General features: G+C 38.2%; 26 protein-coding genes, 1 tRNA gene and 1 other annotated feature. Of the genes, 16 read left to right on the forward strand and 11 right to left on the reverse strand.

The genetic code is table 11. The features are described 5' to 3' along the window. Nucleotides 1-58 precede the first annotated feature (58 nt). From ESP02_RS09415 to ESP02_RS09440, 6 genes are all read right to left on the reverse strand, one after another. Nucleotides 59-1,042 (reverse strand): NAD(P)H-quinone oxidoreductase, encoded by a 984-nt coding sequence (locus tag ESP02_RS09415; RefSeq protein WP_002373408.1) that lies wholly within the window; start codon nt 1,040-1,042, stop codon nt 59-61. Nucleotides 1,043-1,046: 4 nt separating this feature from the next. Continuing rightward, on the reverse strand, nt 1,047-1,694 hold the full coding sequence (locus ESP02_RS09420; protein ID WP_002373409.1) for an NAD(P)-binding oxidoreductase: 648 nt from the start codon (nt 1,692-1,694) through the stop codon (nt 1,047-1,049). An 85-nt stretch (nt 1,695-1,779) separates the two neighbouring features. Further along, complete coding sequence (locus ESP02_RS09425; RefSeq protein WP_002308409.1) at nt 1,780-2,412, reverse strand: ECF transporter S component; 633 nt, start codon at nt 2,410-2,412, stop codon at nt 1,780-1,782. 16 nt (nt 2,413-2,428) lie between these two features. Continuing rightward, complete coding sequence (gene coaC / locus ESP02_RS09430) at nt 2,429-2,980, reverse strand: phosphopantothenoylcysteine decarboxylase (RefSeq protein WP_002373411.1); 552 nt, start codon at nt 2,978-2,980, stop codon at nt 2,429-2,431. Further along, the gene (locus ESP02_RS09435) at nt 2,977-3,714 is read right to left on the reverse strand and encodes a phosphopantothenate--cysteine ligase (protein WP_002373412.1); all 738 of its coding nucleotides are present in this window, start codon (nt 3,712-3,714) and stop codon (nt 2,977-2,979) included. The genes coaC and ESP02_RS09435 overlap by 4 nt, the downstream gene beginning before the upstream one ends. Then, nucleotides 3,711-4,700, reverse strand: a complete 990-nt coding sequence (locus ESP02_RS09440) for an oxidoreductase (RefSeq protein ID WP_002373413.1) — start codon at nt 4,698-4,700, stop codon at nt 3,711-3,713. The genes ESP02_RS09435 and ESP02_RS09440 overlap by 4 nt, the downstream gene beginning before the upstream one ends. A 268-nt stretch (nt 4,701-4,968) precedes the next feature. Between ESP02_RS09440 and ESP02_RS09445 the strand changes: the two genes are divergently transcribed. The 7 genes from ESP02_RS09445 (at nt 4,969) to ESP02_RS09475 (ending at nt 11,952) form a co-directional block, all read left to right on the forward strand. Next, entirely contained in the window at nt 4,969-5,511 is a 543-nt protein-coding gene (locus ESP02_RS09445; protein ID WP_002287040.1) for a helix-turn-helix domain-containing protein, read from the forward strand. A 16-nt stretch (nt 5,512-5,527) separates the two neighbouring features. Continuing rightward, complete coding sequence (locus ESP02_RS09450) at nt 5,528-6,613, forward strand: ABC transporter ATP-binding protein (RefSeq protein ID WP_002308416.1); 1,086 nt, start codon at nt 5,528-5,530, stop codon at nt 6,611-6,613. 11 nt (nt 6,614-6,624) lie between these two features. Next, entirely contained in the window at nt 6,625-7,431 is an 807-nt protein-coding gene (locus tag ESP02_RS09455) for an ABC transporter permease (RefSeq protein WP_002287038.1), read from the forward strand. Continuing rightward, nucleotides 7,432-8,259, forward strand: coding sequence for an ABC transporter permease (locus ESP02_RS09460; RefSeq protein WP_002308417.1), 828 nt, complete (start codon nt 7,432-7,434; stop codon nt 8,257-8,259). Next, a complete protein-coding gene (locus ESP02_RS09465) occupies nt 8,256-9,329 on the forward strand; it encodes an ABC transporter substrate-binding protein (RefSeq protein WP_002373416.1) in 1,074 nt (357 codons plus the stop codon). Before ESP02_RS09460 ends, ESP02_RS09465 begins: the two co-directional genes overlap by 4 nt. A 202-nt stretch (nt 9,330-9,531) precedes the next feature. Beyond that, nucleotides 9,532-9,759, forward strand: a binding site (T-box leader). A 59-nt stretch (nt 9,760-9,818) separates the two neighbouring features. After that, entirely contained in the window at nt 9,819-10,949 is a 1,131-nt protein-coding gene (locus ESP02_RS09470; RefSeq protein ID WP_002373420.1) for a 5-methyltetrahydropteroyltriglutamate--homocysteine S-methyltransferase, read from the forward strand. A 211-nt stretch (nt 10,950-11,160) separates the two neighbouring features. Further along, nucleotides 11,161-11,952 (forward strand): hypothetical protein, encoded by a 792-nt coding sequence (locus ESP02_RS09475; protein ID WP_002373424.1) that lies wholly within the window; start codon nt 11,161-11,163, stop codon nt 11,950-11,952. A 291-nt stretch (nt 11,953-12,243) separates the two neighbouring features. Here the strand turns inward: ESP02_RS09475 and ESP02_RS09480 are convergent, their stop codons facing one another. Both ESP02_RS09480 and ESP02_RS09485 read right to left on the reverse strand, forming a co-directional pair. After that, nucleotides 12,244-13,857: an FAD-dependent oxidoreductase gene (locus ESP02_RS09480; RefSeq protein WP_002373426.1), complete on the reverse strand. Its 1,614-nt coding sequence runs from the start codon at nt 13,855-13,857 to the stop codon at nt 12,244-12,246. Between the two features lie 193 nt (nt 13,858-14,050). Next, the gene (locus ESP02_RS09485) at nt 14,051-15,985 is read right to left on the reverse strand and encodes an ABC-F family ATP-binding cassette domain-containing protein (protein ID WP_002314624.1); all 1,935 of its coding nucleotides are present in this window, start codon (nt 15,983-15,985) and stop codon (nt 14,051-14,053) included. Between the two features lie 225 nt (nt 15,986-16,210). Between ESP02_RS09485 and ESP02_RS09490 the strand changes: the two genes are divergently transcribed. Further along, nucleotides 16,211-16,867, forward strand: coding sequence for a redox-sensing transcriptional repressor Rex (locus ESP02_RS09490; RefSeq protein WP_002287746.1), 657 nt, complete (start codon nt 16,211-16,213; stop codon nt 16,865-16,867). A 73-nt stretch (nt 16,868-16,940) separates the two neighbouring features. On the opposite strand, the gene ESP02_RS09495 is transcribed toward ESP02_RS09490, so the two are convergent. Beyond that, nucleotides 16,941-17,294: a thioredoxin family protein gene (locus ESP02_RS09495; RefSeq protein WP_002308437.1), complete on the reverse strand. Its 354-nt coding sequence runs from the start codon at nt 17,292-17,294 to the stop codon at nt 16,941-16,943. Between the two features lie 192 nt (nt 17,295-17,486). Between ESP02_RS09495 and ESP02_RS09500 the strand changes: the two genes are divergently transcribed. From ESP02_RS09500 to ESP02_RS09510, 3 genes are all read left to right on the forward strand, one after another. Further along, nucleotides 17,487-18,416 carry a permease gene (locus tag ESP02_RS09500; protein WP_038398476.1) on the forward strand — a complete coding sequence of 310 codons (930 nt, stop codon included), beginning with the start codon at nt 17,487-17,489 and terminating at the stop codon, nt 18,414-18,416. A gap of 10 nt (nt 18,417-18,426) precedes the next feature. Then, nucleotides 18,427-19,269, forward strand: coding sequence for a TIGR03943 family protein (locus ESP02_RS09505; protein ID WP_025478414.1), 843 nt, complete (start codon nt 18,427-18,429; stop codon nt 19,267-19,269). Nucleotides 19,270-19,533: 264 nt separating this feature from the next. Then, complete coding sequence (locus ESP02_RS09510) at nt 19,534-20,310, forward strand: LytTR family DNA-binding domain-containing protein (protein WP_038398478.1); 777 nt, start codon at nt 19,534-19,536, stop codon at nt 20,308-20,310. 260 nt (nt 20,311-20,570) lie between these two features. On the opposite strand, the gene ESP02_RS09515 is transcribed toward ESP02_RS09510, so the two are convergent. Together ESP02_RS09515 and ESP02_RS09520 are read right to left on the reverse strand one after the other, a co-directional pair. Further along, the gene (locus ESP02_RS09515; protein WP_002373654.1) at nt 20,571-21,050 is read right to left on the reverse strand and encodes a threonine/serine exporter family protein; all 480 of its coding nucleotides are present in this window, start codon (nt 21,048-21,050) and stop codon (nt 20,571-20,573) included. 15 nt (nt 21,051-21,065) lie between these two features. Then, nucleotides 21,066-21,818: a threonine/serine exporter family protein gene (locus ESP02_RS09520; protein ID WP_002308449.1), complete on the reverse strand. Its 753-nt coding sequence runs from the start codon at nt 21,816-21,818 to the stop codon at nt 21,066-21,068. Nucleotides 21,819-21,934: 116 nt separating this feature from the next. Between ESP02_RS09520 and ESP02_RS09525 the strand changes: the two genes are divergently transcribed. The 5 genes from ESP02_RS09525 (at nt 21,935) to ESP02_RS09545 (ending at nt 24,372) form a co-directional block, all read left to right on the forward strand. Continuing rightward, nucleotides 21,935-22,005: transfer RNA gene (locus tag ESP02_RS09525), tRNA-Gly, on the forward strand. Between the two features lie 362 nt (nt 22,006-22,367). Continuing rightward, nucleotides 22,368-23,093, forward strand: coding sequence for a DNA/RNA non-specific endonuclease (locus ESP02_RS09530; RefSeq protein ID WP_002373657.1), 726 nt, complete (start codon nt 22,368-22,370; stop codon nt 23,091-23,093). A 253-nt stretch (nt 23,094-23,346) separates the two neighbouring features. Further along, complete coding sequence (locus ESP02_RS09535) at nt 23,347-23,613, forward strand: IreB family regulatory phosphoprotein (protein ID WP_002290885.1); 267 nt, start codon at nt 23,347-23,349, stop codon at nt 23,611-23,613. Then, complete coding sequence (gene ruvX, locus ESP02_RS09540; protein ID WP_002290886.1) at nt 23,610-24,041, forward strand: Holliday junction resolvase RuvX; 432 nt, start codon at nt 23,610-23,612, stop codon at nt 24,039-24,041. The genes ESP02_RS09535 and ruvX overlap by 4 nt, the downstream gene beginning before the upstream one ends. A gap of 25 nt (nt 24,042-24,066) precedes the next feature. After that, nucleotides 24,067-24,372, forward strand: coding sequence for a DUF1292 domain-containing protein (locus ESP02_RS09545; RefSeq protein WP_002290887.1), 306 nt, complete (start codon nt 24,067-24,069; stop codon nt 24,370-24,372). Nucleotides 24,373-24,560: the final 188 nt, after the last annotated feature.

The following is a 24,560-nucleotide window of genomic DNA, read 5'->3' on the forward strand; positions in this document are numbered from 1 at the left end:
TTCTTATTTCTTGGAGTTAAACGCTTCTGTCCCAGCCTCTTTTTTGATCAACATGGTTTTATTCAGTTATCTTCAAAATGATTTTTCCGATGTTTTTGTTTGCTTCCATATATTCATGCGCTTGTTTGACTTCGCTGAATTGGAATGTACGGTCAATGATTGGCCGAATCTTGCCACTTTCTAGAAAAGGCCCCGCTTTTTCCATAAAAGTTTGTGCGAGCTCTGCTTTATACTGATCACTTCTAGGTGTCAATAATGTACCAAGAAGTTGGACGCGTTTCCCAATTAATACACCAAGGTCTATCTCAGGCACAATGGTTCCGCCAAGCATACCAATCAAGACCCAGCGACCATCAACGGCTATAGAAGCTAAATTCTTTTCCCAGTAAGAAGCGCCGATGAAATCCAAGATAACATCGACTCCTCGGCCATCAGTGATTTTTCTTACCTCTTCTTGAAAATCTTGTTTTTTATAGTTGATCAATTCATCTGCACCAAGTTCTTTACAAAAGGCGAGCTTTTCTTCTGATCCTGCAGTAACGATGATTTTCGCGTGAGAAAGTTGTCTAGCTAATTGGATCGCAGCTGTTCCAACACCACTTGCTCCTGCGTGGATCAAAACAGTTTCGCCTTCTTGTAATTTTCCAAGCCAATAAAGTGTTTGATAAGCAGTCAGAAAAACTTCTGAGATTCCAGCAGCAGAAACATAATCTAACGTATCAGGGAGAAGGATTGCTCGATTGGCAGGCATCACAGCATATTCAGCATAACCACCTAGATTGACTAATCCGTACACTTTTGTCCCAGGAGTAAAAATGGGGATATCACTTTTATTCTCAACTACCTCTCCAGCTACTTCGACACCCAAAATAGGGTAGGGAGGTTTTAAAGAGACTGATTCTCTTTTCATGATATCTGTTCGATTGACAGCTGCTGTATGGACTTTTATCAATAATTCGCCTTGTTTTGGTTCAGGAACAGGCACTTCTATTTGTTCTAATACATCTACAGAACCAGGATGCTTGATTGAAATGGCACGCATGGATCTATTCCTCCTTTGCCCATTCTTGGAATGCTGTATTCAACTCTTGGCTACCTTCAGAAAGCACTAGAGTCGTACGGGAAATATCCGTTTCTTCCACAAGAGCGGCAAGTACAGCAGCAACTGTAGAACGAGTAATCGTTTTGGCTGCTTTTTCATTAGGCTTAGTCAATTGAATGGAGGTGACTTCTTCATCGTTCGTCAATGTGACTGGTTGAAGAATGACAAAATCTAAGTTAGTTCGTTTCAGCCATTCATCTGCATAATGTTTAGTAATATAATAATCTGTCATGGACTTAGGCCATTTTGCTGGTTCATCTGCATAAACAGCACTGACCATCAGATAGCGAGAGACATGCGCATTTTCAGCTGCGATAACTGTTTTGATTGCACCATCCAAGTCTACTTGCAAAAGATTCTTTCCTTGAGAACCGGCAGCAAAAATCAATACATCGATACCTTTGAATGCTTCAGCCATTTTTTCCACGGACCAAGTCAAATCAAAAGAGACATACGAAACATTCTCTTTTTTCACTAATGTCTGGGAAGCGACATCTCTTACCCCAGCAAAAATTTCGTGGGAACTTGAAGCTAAATCTTTTATCAGGTGTCGGCCAATCTGTCCGTTTGCACCTACAACAAAAATTTTCATTTTGGATCATCCTTTCGACGTCAAATCTTACTATTTAATAGTAACACCAAAAGAGAAAAAAATCAGACATCGGCTACGATGACTATCAGTGATGAAGAGAAGGGCGCTTGAAGTATCTTAACAAGACATTGCATACTGCCGCAGTCGCAAGACCAGCGACGATTCCTTCAGGTACGCCACTTGTAAAAATAACTGCAAGAATAGCTGAATAAACAGCGTTTAAATTTGTCCCGATGACTTTGGCGTAATCTTGCTGGAATAAAAAGTAGATCATATTCATCACTAAAATCGTATTGGTCAATGAGCCGGCAAGTCCTGCTAAGAATAAAGAGACGGTATCTGCTTTTTGTTTCATCAGTTTGCGCAGACCATTATAAACGAAATAAGGAACAACACCAATCAAGATCCGAGGGATAAACGCAATCAACAAGGCTTTCCAGCTTCCATGTTCAGTTCCGATGACTGGGATGAACGGAGAAAAGACAAAAGACAAAGGTGTTTGGATAACCGTACTTCGAATCATACTGATCAGTCCAAATGTACCGCCAAGAAAAGCACCTAGTCTTGGTCCTAAAACGATCGAAGCAATGATTACAGGTATATGCATGGTTGTTGCATTTATTGGGCCAATAGGAATAAACCCTAGAGGCGTAACAGCTAATAAAATCAAAATAGCTAAAAACATCGCAGTCAAAGTAAAGTTTTTTGTATTTTTCATAAGTACTCCTTTTTCACTAAGCATTTCTTTCGTTAAGAGTCAGCATGACCTGTTCGATGATCGTCTGAATATCAGCTAAGGCACCTTTTCCAAAATCTCCGCAAGCTAAAAGAGATTCTTTTGGTTCGATTTCCTGATATCCAACAGATCTCAATGTTTCCAGATTACGCTGAGTGATCGGGTTTTGATACATATTCGTGTTCATGGCAGGGGCAATCAGTTTTGGTGTTCCCATCGGAAGCGCCATTGCGACTGTTGAAAGGAGATCGTCTGCAATGCCGTTTGCTAGCTTGCCGATAATGTTTGCTGTAGCAGGTGCGATGAGAAACAAGTCAGCTTGTTTGGCTAGTTCGATATGATTGATCACCTGTGGATTTGATTCTTGCATGACATCTGTATGGACTGCTCGCTTCGACAGAGATTGCAAGGTTAATGGCGTGATAAAATGTGTGCTGCTTTTAGACATAATCACATCTACTTGGACACCTGATTTGACAAATTGACTTGTAAGATCGGCGCTTTTGTAAGCAGAAATACTTCCGGTAACGCCTAATAAGATCTTTTTCATTTTGATTCCTCCAATCTAATTTTTTCAGTAATCAATGCAGCAATCTCAGATTTGCTTTGTGCTTCTTCCACTGTCCCATCTTTAGATAAGAGATAACCGTGGTGTGTCTCGCCATGGATTTCTGTCAAATCATTCGCGAAAATAAAATCAGTTTTGTTATTTATCAGACTGTTTTTGGCAACTGTAAGAAGAGATTCTTTTGGTACATCTACTAATAGTTTGAAACCAATGATTTTCGCTTTCGGCTGCCATTCACGCAGATAAGAAATGATTTTTGGCGTTTTCTTCAAAACGAGCACAAGATGCTCGGTGTCAGAAGAGATCTTTGAAGCAGAGTTCTTTGTTTGTTCATTTTCTGCAAACCAATTGGCCAGTTCTTCTTGCGTTGAAGAAGCGGGTAGGTTTTTTGCCAACTGTTCTTCTGAAAAACTAAAAGCAGGAGTAAAATCACTGACTGCCATACTGTGGATAATTGCATCATAGTGTTCTTTTTTTGTGAGTGCTTCTAATTGTAAAAACAAGTCTTGGGCAGATTCGATCATATAGATCGTTATATTGGAACGTCTTTCCGGTTTCAGTGCTTGTCTCGTAGTCACGTAATCGACTGTGGTATCTGGGTTGGCAGCTAAGTGATCAGCTAAAGCTTGTCCTAATCGTCCTGTCGAATGATTCGTAATAGCACGTACCTGATCGATTTTTTCAGTTGTCCCTCCAGCTGTGATCAGAACCTTCATTTTTGGTCACCTACATTTACCAGTGTTCTTCCTTGATGTGTCCCAGCAAGTAGTTTAGTTGCTGTTTCGGGCAACTGCTCCAGAGTAACTTCTTGGGCAACTAAATCATCTGCTATCTGCAAATCTGCCATCTGTTGCCATAAAGAAGGACGTTGTTCAATAGGTACATTGACAGAATCGATGCCAATCAATTGGATGTTTCGCAGAATAAAAGGCAAAACGGTCGTGTTTAGTTTGATTCCCCCTGCATTGCCACATAAAGCTGCTACACCGTTATAAGCGATCAATGGAAGAAGACTACTTAGTTGCTCACCACCTACTGTGTCGATGACAGCATCGATTTGCTGTTTTCCTAAAGTTTTTGTTGTTTCTGGCAGAAATTCATCAGGTCGTACGACTTGAGAAGCACCTAGGCTTTTTAGCCATGTGACAGACTCTTCTTTTCTGGAAAAAGCAATGATTGACTGGAATCCGAGTTTATGTAACAGGGCGACAGCTACACTGCCTACACCGCCAGAAGCACCAGTAACGACAACTTTTTTATTGGAGGTTATGCCTTGACGGATTAAAGCGTTCACACACAACATAGCAGTAAACCCTGCTGTACCAAAAATCATCGCTTGACGCAGTGTCATATTTTTCGGTAGAGGGACTAACCAGTCTCCTGGTACTTTTTGGTATTGGCTGTAACCGCCTGGATAGGTGACACCAAGCCCAAAACCAGTAGCAAGTACAAGATCTCCTTCTGAAAAACGTGAATCTTTACTTTGGACGACAGTTCCGGATAAATCAATCCCTGGAGTCATCGGATAGGTTCGTATCACCTGACCAGACTCGCTCATTGCCAATGCATCTTTATAATTGACATCAGAATAGGCAATTTTTACCAAGACTTCATTTTCAGCCAATTCAGTAAATGGCAGATCACTGATTGCTGTATGGAAAACAGGTTCATTTATTACCTGAAAAGATCGAAAAGCGTTCATTCGTGAGACACTCCTTTTAAAAATTTTCTTTTATCATACCACAAAGCCTACTTTTTTATTCTGGTTCTTCCTTAAATTTAGACAAAAATTAGGTGAAAGAGGCAGAAAAAAGAAAGAATCGAATAAGTAGAAATGATTCGAAAAGATAAAGAAATATTCAGCAAAAAAAATTTTAAAAAGGGTTGCCTTTTGCAATAAAATTCGTATACTAATACGAGTGGTAGTAAACCAGAAGTTTACTATTAGAAAACTTCATACGGAGGAAATTATGGAAATTGGTGAGAAGTTAAGAAATTTGCGCATCCAAAAGAATTTGACACAAGAAGAACTAGGCGAACGCACAGATTTGTCAAAAGGGTATATTTCCCAGTTGGAACGAGATTTAAGTTCACCATCAATGGAAACATTCTTTTCTATTCTTGAAGTCTTAGGTGTCACTCCAGAAGAATTTTTTCATCAAGAAGCAGCGAATCTGCAAGTGGTTTATTCAAAAGAAGATCATACGGTTTATTTCGATGAAGAAAACGGGTATGAATTGGAATGGCTGGTGGCTGATTCGAATGAAAAAGAAATGGAGCCTGTCTTGCTAACTTTTGAAGGTGCAGGAGAATATAAGACGTTTGAACCTTCATTATCTGAAACGTTTATTTTTGTATTAGAAGGGGAATTAGAGTTAAGCTTAGGAGAGACGGTCTATGTGGCAAAAGCAGGTCAGTCGATCTATTATCAAGCGACAAAACAACATCAATTAAGGAATCATCTCAAAAAACGAACAAAAGTATTGATTGTCGCGACACAATCATATTTGTAATATAGGGGGTAAAAACGTGGGGAAACCAATCATTTCATTTGATCAAGTAGTGAAACGCTATGATGATGAAACAGTATTAAAAAAAGTAAGTTTTGAGATCGAACAAGGAAAATTTTATACACTGCTTGGTCCTTCCGGCTGTGGTAAAACAACGATCCTACGTATTATAGCTGGATTCACCGAAGCTACAGAAGGGGACATCTATTTTGAAGGGAAACGGTTGAATGATTTGCCAGCTAATAAGCGACAAGTAAACACCGTCTTCCAAGATTATGCACTTTTTCCTCATATGAATGTTTTTGATAACGTTGCTTTTGGATTGAAGATCAAAAAAATGTCCAAATCTGATATCGAAAAGAAGGTAAAAGATGCATTGCGTATGGTCCAGCTTCCTGGATATGAGAAACGGGAGATCAGTGAAATGTCTGGTGGTCAAAGACAGCGTGTAGCGATTGCACGAGCAATCGTGAACGAACCTAAAGTATTGTTACTAGATGAACCGTTATCGGCGCTTGATTTGAAACTACGTACAGATATGCAGTATGAACTGCGAGATCTGCAACAACGATTAGGGATCACGTTTATTTTTGTGACTCATGATCAAGAAGAAGCGTTGGCGATGAGTGATGAGATTTTTGTCATGAATAAAGGGAAAATCGTCCAAAGTGGTACGCCTGTAGATATTTATGATGAGCCAATCAATCATTTCGTTGCTGATTTTGTTGGGGAAAGCAATATCGTGGACGGTGTGATGATCGAAGATAATCTAGTTGAGTTTGTCGGTAAGCAATTTGAATGTGTCGATGGCGGGATGCGCCCGAATGAGCCAGTTGAAGTTGTTTTACGCCCAGAGGATTTGACGATCACGACACCAGATAAAGGAAAGCTAGTCGTAACGGTCGATACTCAGCTGTTTCGTGGTGTCCATTATGAAATCATCTGTTATGATGAACAGCAAAATGAATGGATGGTCCATTCGACGAAAAAAGCTAAAGAAGGAAGTAAAGTAGGATTGGCCTTTGAGCCAGAAGATATCCATGTCATGCGTTTCAACGAGTCTGAAGAAGAATTCGATGCACGTCTTGACAGTTACGAAGAATAGGGGGGACAAGAATGAAAACAATGCGCAGGATCTATTCCGTCCCTTATATTTTGTGGCTCGGTTTATTCGTGATCGCGCCTGTATTAATGATCATTTATCAATCTTTTTTTGATATGAATGGGCAATTCACGCTGAATAACTATCTATCTTATTTTACGTCGGGTACATCGCTTTCTATGACGATCAATTCTGTATGGTATGCATTTTTGATCACGTTTTTTACACTGATCATCAGCTACCCGACTGCTTATTTTTTAACAAAACTGAAGCACAAGCAATTATGGCTGATGTTGATTATTTTGCCTACATGGGTGAATCTGCTGCTTAAAGCTTATGCATTTATTGGAATTTTCAGTGTTCACGGCAGCGTGAATCATTTCTTTGACTTTATCGGGATCGGACCGAAACAGATATTGTTCACAGACTTCAGTTTCTTGTTCGTCGCAACGTATATCGAGATTCCATTTATGATTATGCCGATTTTCAATGCACTGGAAGAGATGAATCCTTCTTTGATCAGTGCCAGCAGAGATTTAGGAGCGAATAGCTTTGAGACCTTCCGACGAGTGATTTTTCCATTATCATTAAATGGTGTGAAAAGCGGCGTCCAAGCAGTCTTTATTCCTTCTCTTTCTTTATTCATGCTCACTCGTCTGATTGGTGGTAACCGAGTAATCACTTTAGGAACAGCTATCGAACAGCATTTCTTGGTTACGCAAAACTGGGGGATGGGTTCTACGATCGGTGTGATTTTAATCATTGCTATGTTTATCGTGATGCTCCTGACAGGCGAGAAGAAAAAAGGAGGTCGCTCATAAATGAAAAAATTTAAATGGTCGTATCTTTATTTAGGGATCGTCTTTTTATTCTTATATGCACCGATCTTCTATCTGATTTTTTATTCCTTCAATGAAGGAGGAACGATGAACAGCTTTACAGGGTTTACTTGGGAAAATTATGAAGCTGTTTTTGAAGATACTCGTTTGATCATTATCGTATTGAATACGTTCATGCTGGCTTTTTTATCTGCATTGATCGCCACGATCATCGGGACATTTGGGGCTATGGGGATCTATTACACGAAGAAACGACGTGCACGGACAGCGTTATTGAGCATGAATAACATCTTATTAGTCTCTCCTGATGTTATTATCGGTGCTAGTTTCTTGATTTTCTTTACACTACTAGGATTCGGATTAGGTTTTCAGAGTGTATTGCTTTCCCATATTGCTTTCAGCATTCCAATCGTCGTCTTGATGGTCTTGCCAAAATTGCAAGAAATGAACGATTCAATGGTTGATGCGGCTAGAGATCTTGGTGCTAATAATTTGCAAGTAGTCAAAAATATCATTTTGCCTTATCTTTCTCCAGGGATCATAGCTGGGTATTTTATGGCATTTACCTATTCTCTTGACGATTTTGCGGTTACGTTTTTCGTCACAGGAAATGGCTTTACAACGCTCTCAGTAGAGATCTATTCTCGTGCAAGACAAGGAATCAGTTTAGAAATCAATGCGCTAAGTGCATTAGTTTTCTTGTTCTCCATGATATTGGTCATTGGTTACTACTTCATTAGTAAAGAGAACCGTCCAAAACGGTTGAAGAAAAACAGAAGAGTACGCGAGGGGGTGGCACGGTTACGATGAAAAAATTACAATCTCTGTTTTTAGGTATTCTCATCATTATTGCGGTGCTGCTGCTTGGTGTACGTCAACTTGAAAAAACAAGTGGCATGAGTGGAGCGAAGGTACTGACGATCTATAACTGGGGAGATTATATCGATCCTAGTTTGATCACGAAATTTGAAAAAGAATATGGGTACAAAGTAAATTATGAAACATTTGATTCTAATGAAGCGATGTTCACAAAAATCCAACAAGGCGGAACAAACTACGATATCGCTATTCCAAGTGAATATATGATCCAAAAAATGATCAAAGAAAAACTAGTGCTACCCTTAGATCATTCAAAGATCAAAGGATTAAATAATATCGATCCACGATTTTTAAATTTAGATTTTGATCCAGATAATCAGTATTCGATTCCATATTTTTGGGGAACTTTAGGGATCGTATATAATGATAAATTCTTTGATGCAGATCAAATCCAGCATTGGGATGATTTGTGGAAGCCGGAATTGAAAGACAGTTTGATGCTGATTGATGGTGCACGAGAAGTTATGGGGCTTTCTTTGAATAGTTTAGGCTATTCTTTGAATAGTAAGAATATGGCACAGCTGACAGAAGCAGCAAATAAATTGAATCATCTAACACCAAATGTCAAAGCAATCGTGGCTGATGAGATCAAAATGTATATGATCAATGAAGAAGCTTCCGTGGCAGTAACATTTTCTGGTGAAGCTGCCGATATGATGTGGGAAAATGAACATTTACATTACGTGATCCCACCAGAAGGGTCCAATCTTTGGTTTGATAATATCGTTATGCCAAAAACCGCGAAAAATAAAGAAGGTGCCTATGATTTCATCAACTTTATGCTAGAACCGAAAAACGCGGCACAAAATGCAGAGTATATTGGTTATTCTACACCAAATGAAAAAGCAAAAGCGTTATTGCCAAAAGACATTTCGTCGGACGAACAATTTTATCCATCTGATGACACGATCTCCCATCTTGAAGTCTATGAAGATCTAGGATCGAAATACCTAGGCATCTATAATGATCTATTCTTAGAATTCAAGATGTATCGGAAATAGTGAGAAAATCAGCAAATTTGCATAACTATAATAAAAAGGACTTAGTTTTGATGGGAAATTTTTCAAAATTAAGTCCTTTTTATGTAGTTGAAACGGGTATAATTATTTTAAGGAAGTGATCTAAGGATACCAAATTAGTATTTATTTGTTCTTATCCCCTATTGACTTTTCTTTCAAACATGCTATTCTAATTTTATTCTAATAGTATCCGATGAGAAGGAAAGTAGACAGGAAATGGTTCAAGAGAGGCTTTGGTTGGTGTAAAAAGCTAGAAGTTGACTGTCGAAAATGGCCTTAGAGGATTTTTTGTCGAAAGGTAGGCAAAAACGAACAGTCTTTCGTTACCAAGACCACTGATTTTATTGTCAGGCTGAGAGAAAGAATGTTTTTTCTGAAAAAAGGTGGTACCACGAGTATAATCGTCCTTTTACTAGTATTTGCTAGTAAAAGGATTTTTTTTTACAAAAAACAAAGAAAAGAGTGAGTGAAATGAGCAAAAACAAACCATTTACAGTAGATCATGTCGGAAGTTTCTTACGTCCGCAATCAATCAAAGAAGCAAGAAAAAAAGTTCAAGAAGGCTTACTTTCAAAAGAAGAACTTCGTACAATCGAAGATCAGGAGATAAAGAGATTAGTAGAAGATCAAAAAGCAGTGGGCATCAAAGGAATTACGGATGGCGAATTTCGGCGTGGATTTTGGCATCTTGATTTTTTAGAAGAACTAAATGGTATCGAAGGCTATGTTCCAGAAACTGGATATAATCAAACATTCCACGGGAAAGCAGCTCCAGCTTATAATATTCGGGTAGTAGATAAATTATCTTTCAATCCAAACCACCCATTTTTAAAAGATTTTGCTTTTCTGAAAGAAGTAGTGGAAACAGATGATACTTTTGTCGCAAAGGCAACGATCCCTAGTCCCACGATGATTTTACGACAAGAGATTCTATCTAACGATGGTTCTTCAAAAATCAATGAGATCTATCCTGATCTATCTAATTTTTATGAGGACTTGTCCTCTACTTACAAAGCAACCATCCATGCTTTTTATGAAAAAGGTTGCCGTTACCTGCAATTCGATGATACAAATTGGGCGTTTTTAGCTGATCAAACTAAAAGAGAAACACTTCTTCAAAAAGGAATTGATCCGAAAGAAATGGCCCATATTTGTACAGAGATTATCAATAACGCACTGGAAGACAAACCAGAAGATTTGACGATCACGACACATATCTGTCGCGGGAATCACGCTTCTTCTTGGCTGTTCTCCGGTGGATATGAACCCATTGCAGAAGAGTTGTTTTCAACGAATTATGATGGTTTCTTTTTGGAATACGATTCTGAACGAGCAGGTGATTTTACCCCTTTAAGACATTGGAATAACAAAGAAAGTAAAGTTGTTTTAGGATTAGTTACTTCTAAGTTTCCAGATTTGGAAGATACGGAGAAGATAAAAGAACGAATAAAAGAAGCACAACAATTTGTACCGTTGGAAAATCTAAGTATCAGTCCTCAATGTGGGTTTGCTTCAACAGAAGAAGGAAATCATTTAACAGAAGAAGAACAATGGAAGAAAATCCAATTATTGCAGCAAGTCGCAAAAGAAGTTTGGCTATAAAAAATGTGGGCTTGGGAAAAATGTAGTGTTCCAAAAAGTTCGCTTTTCATGGAGTGGAGAGATCCACTCTTTTTATTTTCTGATGATTAGCCGTATCCCATAAATCCTTCACTATATTTTTCATTTTCTATAAACCAAAAGGAAAAAAATGACCTTTCCCTCTTTTCGATAAAATGATACGGTAATCGACAAAAGAAAGGGAGGAGATTGTATGAAAAGGAACAAAATGTTTTCACATTTTTTCAAAAAAAATAAACGATATGATCTTGTGAGTCAAAGTAACGAAAGCCAACAGAAACTAAATGCTCATTTTCAAGCCGTAGGATTTGATGTATACACGGATGTGTTAAAATATTTGCGCATGTATGAGAAGAAATACTATGCAGAAGAAACTAGTCATTCTAATTCTATGGAAGCATATTATCGGTTGGACTATGTTGCAAATTTAGCACAAATGACCTGGAGACCACCTTTTACTGGGGATACACCATCAAGTGAATTTATAAAATATTTTAAAAAAGACATGGTTGGTCAACTACAAGATAAAATTTATTTATCTGATTATCTTCATTATTGGTTGAATATAGAAAAAGAAAAATTGAACTATATAAAATCTACATGGCGATACGATGAAGAATTAAAAAAACCTTTCGAAGAAGAAAATAAAAAAACTTTCCAAATACACTATACTCTTTTGTTCTGGTGTCTTGATGGAAAAATCCCAAACAGAAAATTGAATAACCAAGCTGTAAATGATATAGTCAACCGAATGTCCGTTCATCATTATGCGATTCATGAGGAAGTCAAAAAATATTATAACAATAGAAGAGACATTTTTAGAGAACTAGTTCCTAGCGTCTCACAACGTAAGCCAATCGACCCGGCTCACTTAAAGAAGTTACAGCAAATTTTGTTAGAAAAAAGAATAGAAAACAAAAATGAAAACAAAAAAACATCTAATAGAAATATCATATTAGGCCCTGGTGTTGAGAGATTAATATGAAGCCTTATAACATTAGGCGCCGTTATTCTAGAGACGACTATGCGTTAAGATTTATCTCAGAACCAAAAGACGGTTTTTCTAATGAAAAGAAACGCCTAAAATAACCAAACTGTGGAATATTTAAACTTTCTTAAACTATAACCTAATAAATGTGAAGAAATAATGCACAATTTCTTCACATTTATCTTCTATTCTATATACATACCAACCAACAACCCTATATACTTTTTCATTTTTACTCCTCAAGTAAAAATAACTCCTAGACCGCGGCTACCCACCGCGGTCGTTTTTTTATTCTTCGATCAAAATCGCTTTGATACCCAAACCTGACAAGATTCGTGCAGAAGTATAAGTATTCAATCCTCTTCTAAAAGTAATGTAAACTTTTTTATCTTTTGGGATTTCATTGATTCGATCTCGTAATTCATTCATTGGAATATTTTTTGTTGCCGAGATACTGCCAGAAGGTGCTTTATTAGGTTCACGTATATCTAAAAAGAACGCTTCTTTCAAATCGTTTTCGGGTATATCGCCTGCTTTGATTGTTTCTACGATATTTGTCATTTGATTGATTGCGACATAACCAGCTATATTCAGCGGGTCACGGGTAGTAGAATATGGGGGAGAGTAAGGCAACTCAAGATCGGGCAAATCAAAGACTGTCAAGTTTCCGGTGATCGCTACAGAAAGTTCTCCCATCCGTTTATCGACGCCCTTTTCTCCAAATGCTTGTCCACCTAAAATCCGACCGCTATCTGCATCAAAAATTAGCTTTAGATTTAATCTTGTGGCTCCTGGATAGAAATAGGCATGGTCAAAAGGAGTGATAAAAACAGTTTTGTAATTCGTTATGCCTGATGCTCTTAGTGCATGTTCTGTCATTCCAGCATAACTTGCTGTATAATCAAAGATTTTTGCGACACCCGCACCAATATATCCGCGATAGCGCATAGGCGTACCATTTAAAATATCTGCCAGCATGTGTCCTTGACGATTGGCCGCACTGGAAAGCATACTTTGAATCGGCTGCCCAGTCACTACACTAGTCGTTTCGATAATATCACCAATCGCATAGATGTCCGGCAGATTGGTTTGTAACTGGTCATCAACAATGATCTGGCCTGTATCTGATAATTGTATGCCGGCTGCTTTCACCACTTCATTATTCGGAGAAACACCAACAGCAAAGACAAGCATATCAGTGGAAAGGACGGAGCCATCTGATAATACTAATTCTCGACCTTTTTCACGGATCTCAGTAACTGTTGTTTCTAAATGAACGGTTAATCCTTCTTCCAGCAATTTGTCATAAACTAGATCAGCAATCTCCGAATCATATGGGAAAGCGACTTGCGGCAATTGATCGATTAAAGTCACGTCTAAGCCGCGATGCTTGAAATTCTCCGCTAATTCCAGACCCATGACACCTGCGCCAAGAATGACGACATGTTGTGGATCTTTTTCTTCCAGAAACGATTTGATTCGATCCGCATCCGTCACACTGCGAAGGACAAAGCCGTTTTCTGCTTCAAAAACTCCGGGAATATCCGGGTAAGCTGGTCTAGCACCAGAAGAGATGATCAACTTATCGTAATCCGTTTCTGTCTCTTCATTTGTAGATAGGTCTTTAACTAGTAATCGCTTAGCAGATGGATTGATTGCTGTTACTTCGTGTTTAGTAAAGACATCGATGTTGTTTTTTGTTTTCAATATTTCTGGTGTACGTTCGATCAGCGAGTCACGGTCCGTGATCACACCACCTAAATAATAAGGCAAAGCACAACTTGCGTAAGAAATATTCTCTCCGCGTTCATAGATAATGATTTCGTGTGCTTCATTCAATCGACGGAAACGAGTGGCAAATGAAGGACCGCCAGCTACACCGCCAATGACAACAACTTTCATAAAAACATCTCCTTTTCTACGTTGATCGTACTATGTTATGGCAAAAAACAGCAAATAATTGTGCCGGAAAATTATTGTTTATTTTGTCAGTAGAGAAAAATAGTAAGAAAAAGAGAACGGTTTCGCTATGTTTCTGCATAAAAAAGAAAGAGGCTATGACAACAGTGCTGTCACAACCTCTTTCCATTGGCTTTTAATTCTCGTATTCTTCTAATTCCAAGCTTAGTTCTTCCCATTCCGACAATTTTGTTTCTTGATCTTGTCTAGCTGATTCTAAAGCTTGGTTCAGCTCATTGAGTTTTACGTGATCTTCCAGATTTTCTGGTGCGACCATTTCTTGTTCCAACCGATCGATCCATTCATCGATCCGCGTCATTTCTTCTTCAACCTGAGTGATTTTTCGTTGAAGGCTACGGATAAGCTTTTGCTGTTCTTTGCTCTGGTAATAATCGGATTTATTCGTAGGAGCAGGAGCGGATTCTGGCTCATCTTGTGCCAACAATTCGGCGATTTCTTCTTCTTCTTGTTTTTTCTCTAAATAATAATCATAGTCTCCAAGATAGACTTTACTGCCATTTTCAGAGAGTTCGACGACTTTTGTCGCAATCCGATTGATGAAATATCGGTCATGGGAAACAAAAAGCAGTGTGCCATCGTAATCGATCAATGCATTTTCTAATACTTCTTTGTTGTCAATATCTAAATGGTTTGTTGGTTCATCCAAAATCAAAAAATTTTCTTTGTTCATCGCTAGCTTGGCTAAAGCAACCCGTGCTTTTTCACCGCCGCTTAACAGAGGGATTGGTTTTTCTACATCTTCGCCAGAAAATAAGAAAGCACCTAAAGCACTTCGAATGTCTTTTTCTGGAGTGGTAGGATGCTCATCCCACAATTCTGCTAGAATCGTCTTGTTTGTATGCAGATCAGCTTGCCCTTGATCATAATAGCCGATGGTGACATTTGTCCCTAGCGTTTCTTTGCCACGGATAAAAGGAATCTGATGGATGATCGATTTCAGCAACGTCGATTTTCCGATACCATTCGGACCTACTAGAGCAATCGCTTCTTGTCGGCGGATATCCAAATTGATTGGTTCAGATAAGGTGACATCATCATATCCGATAGCGGCATCTTCGATTTGCAAGACAACATTTCCAGAAGGTTTTTCTATACTGAAAAGAAAGTTTGCTTGTTTCTCATCCCCTTGAGGACGATCCAGACGTTCCATTTTTTCTAATGTCTTTCTGCGACTTTGCGCCCGTTTAGTGGTAGAGGCACGAACAAGATTCCGAGCAACGAAGTCTTCTAATTTGTGGATCTCTGTCTGCTGCTTTTCATAAGCCTTCCATTCACTTGTCAGCTGTTCTGCTTTCAAGTCTAGATACTTCGAATAGTTGCCTTTGTAATGGCGCATTTTTCTTCTGCTTAGTTCATAAACTTCATTGACTACTTTATCTAAGAAATAACGGTCATGTGAAACAATCAGTAATGCACCGGTATAGCTTTGCAGATAATTTTCAAGCCAGGAAAGCGTCTCGATATCCAAGTGGTTCGTGGGTTCGTCTAGAATCAAAATGTCAGGGTGTTGTAAAAGCATGCGAGCTAAAGCTAAACGTGTACGCTGTCCACCTGATAAAGTATCGATTTTCTGGTCATAAAAGGAAGAATCGAATTTAAAACCATGCAATACGGAACGAATTTCATTTTCATAACCATAGCCGTTTCGATCCGAAAAATCGTGTTGCAGGCGATCATATTCTTTTAAATAAGAAGTATAAGCGGGTGTATCTGGCGTACCTTCGCTAATGAAAATCTCTAGTTCGCGCATCCGCTGTTCCATTTGTCTAACTTGTTCAAAAGCTTTCAGCATCTCGTTCCACACTGTTTCATTGGAATCAAGTCCTGTGTCCTGAGCGAGGTATCCGAGAGTCGCTGTTTTATTTTTAGCAATCTTTCCATCATCTGGTGCTTCAATTCCAGCAATGATCTTCAATAAAGTCGATTTTCCAGCGCCATTTCTGCCAACTAAAGCGACACGAGCGCCTGTACTGATTTCTAAATGTATGTTTTCAAATAAGACTTCTGCACCAAAATGGCGAGCAATCTGATTGGCTTGTAATAATATCATGGAATCCTCTTTTCTACTTTGTGAATTCTCCTCAAATAAAAAACTATTTTTCAATTAGTAGTCTACCATAAATTCCCTCATACTGCGAGATTTGCAGAAATGATAAATAAATGAATAAAGAATAAAATTTCACAATATCTGAGCAATGGAATTGATTTTTTCCTATAAATACTGCTATGATGGAGAAATCAAAGATGTAATTAGACAATACGTGGAGGTCATTTCGTGAAAGATCATATTATTCCAAAGGCGACAGCAAAAAGACTGCCTTTGTATTATCGTTATTTAAGGATTTTAAATAATGCTGGAAAGAAAAAAGTGTCTTCAACTGAATTAAGTGAAGCCGTTCAAGTAGATAGTGCAACGATCCGTCGAGATTTTTCTTATTTTGGCGAATTAGGAAAACGTGGGTATGGGTATGATGTAGAAGATCTTATGCACTTTTTTGCGAAGACATTAAATGATGATCAATTGACAAATGTTGCGCTGATTGGTGTAGGGAACTTGGGAAGTGCTTTACTAAAATATAAATTCCATCAAAGTAATAGCATACGTATCAGTTGTGCTTTTGATGTGAATGAGGAAATCGTTGGACGCATCGTAGACGGTATCCCCGTTTATCCAATGGAAGATATGTCGGAACAAATCAAGATCCAGCAAATCGAAGTAGCGATTTTAACGATTCCCGCTGAAAGAGCACAAGAAGTAGTCAATCAGTTAACGGAAGCAGGAATCAAAGGAATCTTGAACTTTACCGCTGCTCGATTGAATGCTCCGTCAGATGTATTGATCCAAAATGTTGATTTGACGAATGAATTGCAAACCTTGATCTATTTCTTGCATTCTGACGCAAATGCGCATTCCGAAAATACAGCAGAATAAAAATAAAAAGCGATTGAACAAATGAAGGCAAAACTTTCACTTGTTCAATCGCTTTTTTCTGTTTGGATAATGATTATTCTGTTCGAAAGATTTCTTCATAAGAAAGAGAGTCATCTTCTGCTGTCAGTTCATCTAGTAAATGCCGGATTTTTTTAAAGTCGATGAACCGCGCTTGCCGAAAGACCTCTTTGCCTTGATGAAAAATCAGAACAACTGGCGCAGTCAATACTTCAAATCTGCTAGCTACTTCTGGTGTTTCGAATGCATCCAAATGAAGTGCCGGAATATCATAATGGGTGAGCAGCTCCTCCAATCGTGGACGAACAGCGTGACAAACACTGCAATTAGGCATCGAAAGATAAACGATGGCAACGGATGATTGTTGCAGTATGTCTTGCACTTCAGACAAGTTAGTGGTTTGTTTCATTTTCATTCTCCCTTTTGTGATAGAAGTGATATGTACGAGACCTTAATTTAATGGGAATAATAGAAAAAGTCAATTGAAGTGCTTTGATAAAAAATAAGAGTTGTGTAAAAATTGACAGAGCAACTTGTTTTTTTGGGAATAAAAGCGTATATTTGCAAAGCGAATGAACTAGAAATGAAAAGGAGGAAACTCATGTTTTCTTTTATTCCCAATTCGGTTTTGCAGATGAGTACGATTTTCTTATCGATCGTTATCGAAGCATTGCCCTTTGTACTATTAGGTTGTCTTATCTCAGGCGCCTTACAAGTATTTTTGACCCCAGAACGTGTGAAGCGATGGCTTCCTGAAAATCGTCTATTCTCTATTTTTACTGGTTCGATCTTAGGATTTTTCTTTCCTTCATGTGAATGCGGCATCGTACCAATCGTTCATCAGTTTGTAAAAAAAGGCGTGCCGGTCCACACAGCATTTGCTTTTATGCTGACAGCGCCAATCATTAATCCCATCGTGATTTTTTCCACGTTTATCGCATTTGGCAATTCTTGGCAGATGGCAAGCTGGCGGGTGATAGGCAGCTTTTTTGTTGCCCTTGTGATTGGTGTCTGGCTTGCCTATTTTCAAAAAGACGCTGTATTGAAAGAAAAAATCTCCTCTAAAGTAGCAGAAGATCACCACCATCATGTCCATGAAGAAGAACACAGTGATAAGAATGAACCAAAAAATCGGCTGATCCATCAAACGGGGCATGTGTTGACACATTCAATCGATGAATTTTTTGATACAGGTCGTTATTTGATCATTGGTGGGTTAATCGCAGCTGCGATGCAGACTTATTTACCAACTAGAGTGATGCTAACGCTCGGCTCAACAAAGATTTTAGCCATCATTATCATGCTGTTATTAGCTTTTACGATGTCTCTTTGTTCAGAAGCAGATGCGTTTATCGGGTCTTCTTTGTTAAGTCTGTTCGGCACAGCACCTGTAGCTGCCTTTTTGGTCTTTGGTCCGATGGTCGATATCAAAAATCTATTGATGATGAAACGATATTTTACAGGACGTTTTATTTTATCGCTGATCGGACTGATTGCCCTTAGCGTTGTTGGATTCACATTATTTATCTAGGAGGAAAAATATGCTGCGGTTTTTGATTTTATCTGGCTATTTCGAATTGATGATGTATTTGCAAGTTTCTGGCAAACTTGATCAATATATCAATGTCCACTATCGTTATTTAGCTATTCTTTCGATGATTTTATCCGCTCTTTTGGCTTTAGTACAGCTGTATTTGTGGGTCAAAAACGGAAAAGCAGAGGAAGAGACGCACGAGCATAATCATAATCACGACCATGGGTTATCGAAACCTTATCAACGTGGAATCGCCTATGTACTGCTTGCTTTGCCAGTGATCGTTGGTACGTTGTTTCCAACAGTTAGTCTGGACACTACGATCGTAGAAGCCAAAGGATTTAATTTTCCGGTAAGCAAAGAATCGGTAGGGGATCCGGAAATGCAGACACAATACCTAAAGCCGGATACCAGTATTTATTTCAACAAATCAGACTACTTAGACCAAATGAATGAACTGAAAGAGAAGTATGGGGATAAGCAGACTATCGAGATCACAGATGAAAATTATTTAGAAGTCATGGAGCTAATCTATAATTACCCTAGCGAATTCATTGGCAAAAAAATCAGCTACGAAGGATTTGTTTACCAAACACCGAACGATAGCAATGCAGATGTCTTCTTGTTCCGATTCGGTATTATCCATTGTGTGGCAGATTCAGGAGTCTTTGGATTGTTAACACATATGCCTGAAGGAGTAACGGTTAAAAATGATGAGTGGTATAAAATAGAAGGAACCATCCAATCGGACTATTATCAACCATTCAAGCGTGAAATTCCATCTGTAGTTGTGACAAACGCTGAGAAAGTCTCTGCTCCGAAAAATCAGTATGTGTATCGTTCTTTTTAAAAGAAAAAAATAAATGAACATAGCTCAGACAGTTGACGTGTAAGGACGTCGGTTGTCTGGCTTTTTTTGTATGAGATATTTGGCTATTTGATATGTTTTGTAAAATGATATTTATTTTAGAAGTTGCATACTGAATGTAGTTAATAGCGGTTTCAAAGGTGTTGGAAAAGATTGTGAAGAGAATTACAATTTATTCCTAAAATGTATTTAGAAAAATGGTATGCAATAATTTAAATAGTAAAATATCAAGTGGAGGTACTTTGTATGATAACACGTATATTTATTTTGGATGACAGTTTGGTTTTTGAAAAAATGATAGAAGATATTTTAGAAGAATCCAGAAATTTACTGATTCCTTGGAATTTCGAGATAATCAAGGGATTGAACGTCATGCAGTTTGTTGAATTTGTCAAAAACAATGACATTCGTTCATCGGATATTTTTTTTCTTGATATCGATTTGAACGCTTATTACAGCGGGATTGAACTAGGAGAAATGCTTAGAGAAAAGAACGCGAAGTGTAAAATTGTTTATTTGACCTCTCATCCGAATAAAGCAATAGCTGTTATTAACCGAAATATTACGCCTAGCGGTTATTTGATAAAAGAATTCACTTATGAAAAAAATAAAAAAAACATCCAAAGTTACTTATTGAAAGAAAAAGAGAACGAGCCTGTTCAACAAGCAAACAAAAAAAAGTGGACGTCTGTTCGTTATGGCAATAGCGATCATTATATCCATTATGATGAGATCCTTTATCTAATGAGTATGCCAGGTTATAAAAATAAAATAGGCTTGGTATTGAAAGACGAAGAGGCTCTCGTAAACGGCACAATAAAAAAATATAAAAAAACACTGGAATATGAGTATTTATGTAAAGATTTAAAAGCCTACATCATTAATACTGAAAACGTTGCATCTATTAGCCGAGTAAATGAAGTAGTAACGTTTACGAATGGAGAACAGTTAGAGATGGGTAAGAGAAGTATTGATAAACTAAAGAAATTTATTCAAGAAAAGATAGGGAATGAATCATTTTAAAAAATTAAAAATAAAGGATCATATCTAACTTTTTAGTAAACAGACTTAATTTAATCATGTAAGTTCCTTTTTCCATTTTGTTTCTCTAATACTCGGACCAAGATGCTGATTTCACCACTTCTACTAAACAGTGTTCCAGAAGTAGCTTCTTCTAAAAATAAGATGGGATTCACAAAAATTTAAGAAACCATTTTCGTGAATCCTGTCTTATTTCGTGAAGCTAATCACTTCTGTCACAACCTTTTTTTGTTACGCTTCGTTTATTTAAAAAGCCGTTTTTTTCGCTTCAACATGATTGCATCACGCTTTACTTTGAAGTTGCGGATGTTATGGTTAAAGACTTCCGATAATACGAGACCTAAAGCAATTGCACCAGCTATCATGATTGCTTGGACCGCATAATGAGCCGCTTCTTGATAGGATTCAGTAACGAGATTCCGAACCGCTTGATAAGCCAAACCACCAGGGACTAAAGGAACCATCCCAGGGATATTGAAAATCGTTACAGGCATTCTCAAACGTTTAGAGAAAAGATCACTGATGAATGCGACTCCTAAAGAGCCAAGCAATGACCCGAAAGCAGCAGATCCGCCCATTTGAACACAGATCCAGTAGATCATCCAGCCGAAAGCACCAGAAAGACCACAACAAACCAATGAACGCCTAGGGACATTTGTAACAATGGCAAATGCCGCAGTCGCTAAAAAACTAAAAGAAAATTGAATAAACATCGTGCCCATACTCGTGCTCCTTTCTTAATAAAAAAGCTGGAAAATAAAAGCAATCGCAAAACCAATCATCGTAGCAGTCATCATCGCTTCTGTTCCGCGAGAAACCCCTGACACATAATGGCCAGCTAGCAAATCACGGATAGCATTCGTAATTTGAACCCCAGGAACCAAAGGCATCACACATCCGATGATAATTAAATCCTGATTGCTTCCTAAGCCAAAACGAACACTGTAGATAGCAGCTATGCCAATCAATAAAGAAGATAAAAATTCCGATAAAAATTTGATTCTAAAAAATTTCAAACTATACAGATAAACTGCGTATCCCCATCCACCAATAACTAAAGTCACAGGCAAATCGGTCATCTTTCCGCCGAATAACACCATGATCGTTCCGCTGATAACTGCCGCACTAACGATCTGCAACCAGACAGGAAAGAACGAACGGTCTCGGTCGATTGCCTGCAATTCACTGTAAAGTTCTTCTAATGTTAGTTCTGAAGCAACATACTTACGTGAAAGATCATTCACTTTTACTACTTTTTCTAAATTGATCGAACGGTTGGTAATTTGTTCCATTCGAATGGTCGAGGTACGATCAAGACCAATAAAGAGACCTGTCTGCGTGACATAGCTGACCAAACGGAAATTTCCAGAAGCTAAAGCAATTCGACTCATCGTATCTTCTACCCGATACATCTCTGCATTGCTTTCCATCATGATTTTCCCAGCGAGTAGACAAGTGTCTAGCAGCAGATCTAATTCTTTTCCCGTCATAGCATCTTCTCCAATAATTGATTGATTAGTTTTATTTTACTACAAAACATATCGGAAGCGTAAAGAATAAAAAAACTTGAGGAAGGAGTGAAAGAGGCGTATACTGTTTTTGTGCCGCGGGTGTAGTTTAGTGGTAAAATCCCAGCTTCCCAAGCTGATGTCGCGGGTTCGATTCCCGTCACCCGCTTAAAAGTGGTTGTGAAAAAGCTGCCCTGCATCAAGAAATAAGAACAACCAAGCAAAAAGCTTCTTATGTTTTTGACTTGGTTGGACTTATTACGCAGATGCAAACTTTTGAACACCGTTTGCCAAGAGGTCGTACAGAAGCCGTTTAGTTTTGAGTAGTAAGAAAAATTTTTTGATTGATAATAAATATCTTGTAAATAGTGTTTTGTGATTGAGTAGAGACGAGGAATCCGTCTCTTTTTTGTGTTTTTAAGCCGTCTAAAAACTGGTTTTATTTTTTTACTGTTTCTATTTCTTTCCAGTATTTATTTATAGGGGAACATATGTTAAGATTTAGGGAGCTGTTAGTAAAGGAGTAAAGAAATGAGCAAAAAAACAACCAAGGCGATTGTGGGGATCGTCGCTGCTGTGATTGCAGGGGCACTCGGCATTTCCACCACACAAAAAGATTCAGATATCTTCCAACAAATTACAACCATTTTTGATTCCACACCGCAAGCTTCTCAAGTAGCGGATGTGCCAGAATATGATGGAAAACATCAAGAAATAGAAATCAATGGGAATCAGCCGGAGTTTACAAAAGAGGATCTTAGTCTTTCCAAAGGGACATGGGAAAGCTATTCAAATATAGACAAATTGAACAGAGTAGGACAAGCCAATGCGATGTTGGGAAAAGACTTGTTTCCTACTGAAAAGAGAGAACCTTTGTATATTGATCCGACAGGTTGGAAACAAAAGAAATTAAGTGACGGACAATGGTTATACAACCGCAGCCATTTGATTGGTTTCCAGTTGACTGGTCAAAATAATAACATTAAAAACTTAATGACAGGGACGCGTTCGTTGAATGCTCCGTATATGCTTGTCCATGAAAATGATATTGCGGCATATATCAAGGAAACAAATCATCATGTACGCTATCGTGTCACTCCTCATTTCGAGGGAAATGAACTGGTAGCAAGAGGTGTGCAGTTGGAAGCAGAAAGCATTGAAGACAAAAAAATTGAATTTAATGTCTTTATCTACAATGTTCAAGATGGCTACACCATCAATTATGAGACAGGGCAAGCAACGAAAACGAAAAATTAGTAGCAGCAATTCGAATTTTTTATGAACTTTATGAAAAAATTGTGTAAAAACATACTTTCAAAGAAATATAGCGTATACTTTATGGAAAGAGAGCTTTTGAAAAAGCCACAGAAAAAAGGAAAAATCAGACAAATCGTGTTTCTTAATTTATTCAGAAGTTTGGAATATTTGTTTGTAGTTTTCCCTTTCTTCGAGTAAAATAAGGGTGTAGAAGGTAAGCTGGAATTACCTTGCGGGAAAGAGGTGTAGAATCATGGGTTTTACAGATGAAACCGTACGTTTTGGTTTTGACGATAGTCGCAAAAAAGAAGTGAGCGAAACATTAGCGATTGTTTATCGGGCTTTGGAAGAAAAAGGCTACAATCCAATCAATCAGATTGTCGGCTACTTGCTTTCTGGAGACCCGGCCTACATTCCTCGTTATCGTGATGCACGAAATTTGATTCGCCGTCACGAACGCGATGAAATCATGGAAGTAATTGTCAAAGACTACCTCTCAAATCATGGAGTGAATTTATGAGAGTAATGGGCTTGGATGTCGGTTCTAAGACAGTAGGCGTTGCTGTGAGCGACCCCTTTGGCTGGACAGCTCAAGGAGTAGAAATCATTCGAATCAATGAAGCAGAAGAAGAGTTTGGCTTTGATCGGTTGAAGGAATTAGTGGCGCAGTACGAAGTAGACCGTTTTGTAGTTGGATTACCTAAGAATATGAACAATTCCATCGGACCAAGGGCAGAAGCTTCCATGTCATATGGAGAGAAGATCAAAGAACTATTCTCCTTGCCGGTTGATTATCAAGATGAACGACTAACCACTGTTCAGGCAGAACGTATGCTAGTAGAGCAGGCAAATACTTCAAGAGCGAAACGAAAAAAAGTCATCGATAAATTAGCAGCTGTGATGATTTTACAAAATTATTTAGACGGCTCAGGTAAGCAATTATTTTAATAATAAAAAGAAAAGAGGTAATCTTATGACAGAACATAACCATTCCCACGACCACGAAGGACACGAACACATCACATTGGTGGATGACCAAGGAAATGAAACATTATACGAAATCTTGTTAACAGTTGACGGACAAGAAGAATTTGGACGTAACTATGTTCTTTTATATCCAGCTGGTGTTTCAGAAGATGAAGATGTAGAATTACAAGCTTATGCATACATCGAAAACGAAGATGGAACAGAAGGCGAGTTAGAACAAATCGAAACAGACGCAGAATGGGATATGATCGAAGAAGTATTCAATACATTCATGGCTGAAGAAGAAGAATAGAACAAAAGAATGAATTAATAAGATATAAAAAAGGGATTGTGACAAACGTCTTGTCACAATCCCTTTTTCCAAATAAACGATGCTCAATCAGCTGCCCCTCGGCATTCGCTCGAAAAACGGCGAAATATGAAGAACTATTTTGCCATTTGTTTCTCTAATAATCAGGTCAAAACGTTGATTTCACAGTC

Source organism: Enterococcus sp. NBRC 3427, from assembly GCF_007996925.1.
Lineage (GTDB): Bacteria > Bacillota > Bacilli > Lactobacillales > Enterococcaceae > Enterococcus_B > Enterococcus_B lactis.

Excerpts from the sequence above, each read along its gene's own strand:
- ESP02_RS09415 (WP_002373408.1), bottom strand. The coding sequence starts at position 1,042 with ATGCGTGCCATTTCAATCAAGCATCCTGGTTCTGTAGATGTATTAGAA.
- ESP02_RS09420 (WP_002373409.1), bottom strand. The coding sequence starts at position 1,694 with ATGAAAATTTTTGTTGTAGGTGCAAACGGACAGATTGGCCGACACCTG.
- ESP02_RS09425 (WP_002308409.1), bottom strand. The coding sequence starts at position 2,412 with ATGAAAAATACAAAAAACTTTACTTTGACTGCGATGTTTTTAGCTATT.
- coaC (WP_002373411.1), bottom strand. The coding sequence starts at position 2,980 with ATGAAAAAGATCTTATTAGGCGTTACCGGAAGTATTTCTGCTTACAAA.
- ESP02_RS09435 (WP_002373412.1), bottom strand. The coding sequence starts at position 3,714 with ATGAAGGTTCTGATCACAGCTGGAGGGACAACTGAAAAAATCGATCAG.
- ESP02_RS09440 (WP_002373413.1), bottom strand. The coding sequence starts at position 4,700 with ATGAACGCTTTTCGATCTTTTCAGGTAATAAATGAACCTGTTTTCCAT.
- ESP02_RS09445 (WP_002287040.1), top strand. The coding sequence starts at position 4,969 with ATGGAAATTGGTGAGAAGTTAAGAAATTTGCGCATCCAAAAGAATTTG.
- ESP02_RS09455 (WP_002287038.1), top strand. The coding sequence starts at position 6,625 with ATGAAAACAATGCGCAGGATCTATTCCGTCCCTTATATTTTGTGGCTC.
- ESP02_RS09460 (WP_002308417.1), top strand. The coding sequence starts at position 7,432 with ATGAAAAAATTTAAATGGTCGTATCTTTATTTAGGGATCGTCTTTTTA.
- ESP02_RS09465 (WP_002373416.1), top strand. The coding sequence starts at position 8,256 with ATGAAAAAATTACAATCTCTGTTTTTAGGTATTCTCATCATTATTGCG.
- ESP02_RS09470 (WP_002373420.1), top strand. The coding sequence starts at position 9,819 with ATGAGCAAAAACAAACCATTTACAGTAGATCATGTCGGAAGTTTCTTA.
- ESP02_RS09475 (WP_002373424.1), top strand. The coding sequence starts at position 11,161 with ATGAAAAGGAACAAAATGTTTTCACATTTTTTCAAAAAAAATAAACGA.
- ESP02_RS09480 (WP_002373426.1), bottom strand. The coding sequence starts at position 13,857 with ATGAAAGTTGTTGTCATTGGCGGTGTAGCTGGCGGTCCTTCATTTGCC.
- ESP02_RS09485 (WP_002314624.1), bottom strand. The coding sequence starts at position 15,985 with ATGATATTATTACAAGCCAATCAGATTGCTCGCCATTTTGGTGCAGAA.
- ESP02_RS09495 (WP_002308437.1), bottom strand. The coding sequence starts at position 17,294 with ATGAAACAAACCACTAACTTGTCTGAAGTGCAAGACATACTGCAACAA.
- ESP02_RS09500 (WP_038398476.1), top strand. The coding sequence starts at position 17,487 with ATGTTTTCTTTTATTCCCAATTCGGTTTTGCAGATGAGTACGATTTTC.
- ESP02_RS09505 (WP_025478414.1), top strand. The coding sequence starts at position 18,427 with ATGCTGCGGTTTTTGATTTTATCTGGCTATTTCGAATTGATGATGTAT.
- ESP02_RS09510 (WP_038398478.1), top strand. The coding sequence starts at position 19,534 with ATGATAACACGTATATTTATTTTGGATGACAGTTTGGTTTTTGAAAAA.
- ESP02_RS09515 (WP_002373654.1), bottom strand. The coding sequence starts at position 21,050 with ATGGGCACGATGTTTATTCAATTTTCTTTTAGTTTTTTAGCGACTGCG.
- ESP02_RS09520 (WP_002308449.1), bottom strand. The coding sequence starts at position 21,818 with ATGACGGGAAAAGAATTAGATCTGCTGCTAGACACTTGTCTACTCGCT.
- ESP02_RS09530 (WP_002373657.1), top strand. The coding sequence starts at position 22,368 with ATGAGCAAAAAAACAACCAAGGCGATTGTGGGGATCGTCGCTGCTGTG.
- ESP02_RS09535 (WP_002290885.1), top strand. The coding sequence starts at position 23,347 with ATGGGTTTTACAGATGAAACCGTACGTTTTGGTTTTGACGATAGTCGC.
- ruvX (WP_002290886.1), top strand. The coding sequence starts at position 23,610 with ATGAGAGTAATGGGCTTGGATGTCGGTTCTAAGACAGTAGGCGTTGCT.
- ESP02_RS09545 (WP_002290887.1), top strand. The coding sequence starts at position 24,067 with ATGACAGAACATAACCATTCCCACGACCACGAAGGACACGAACACATC.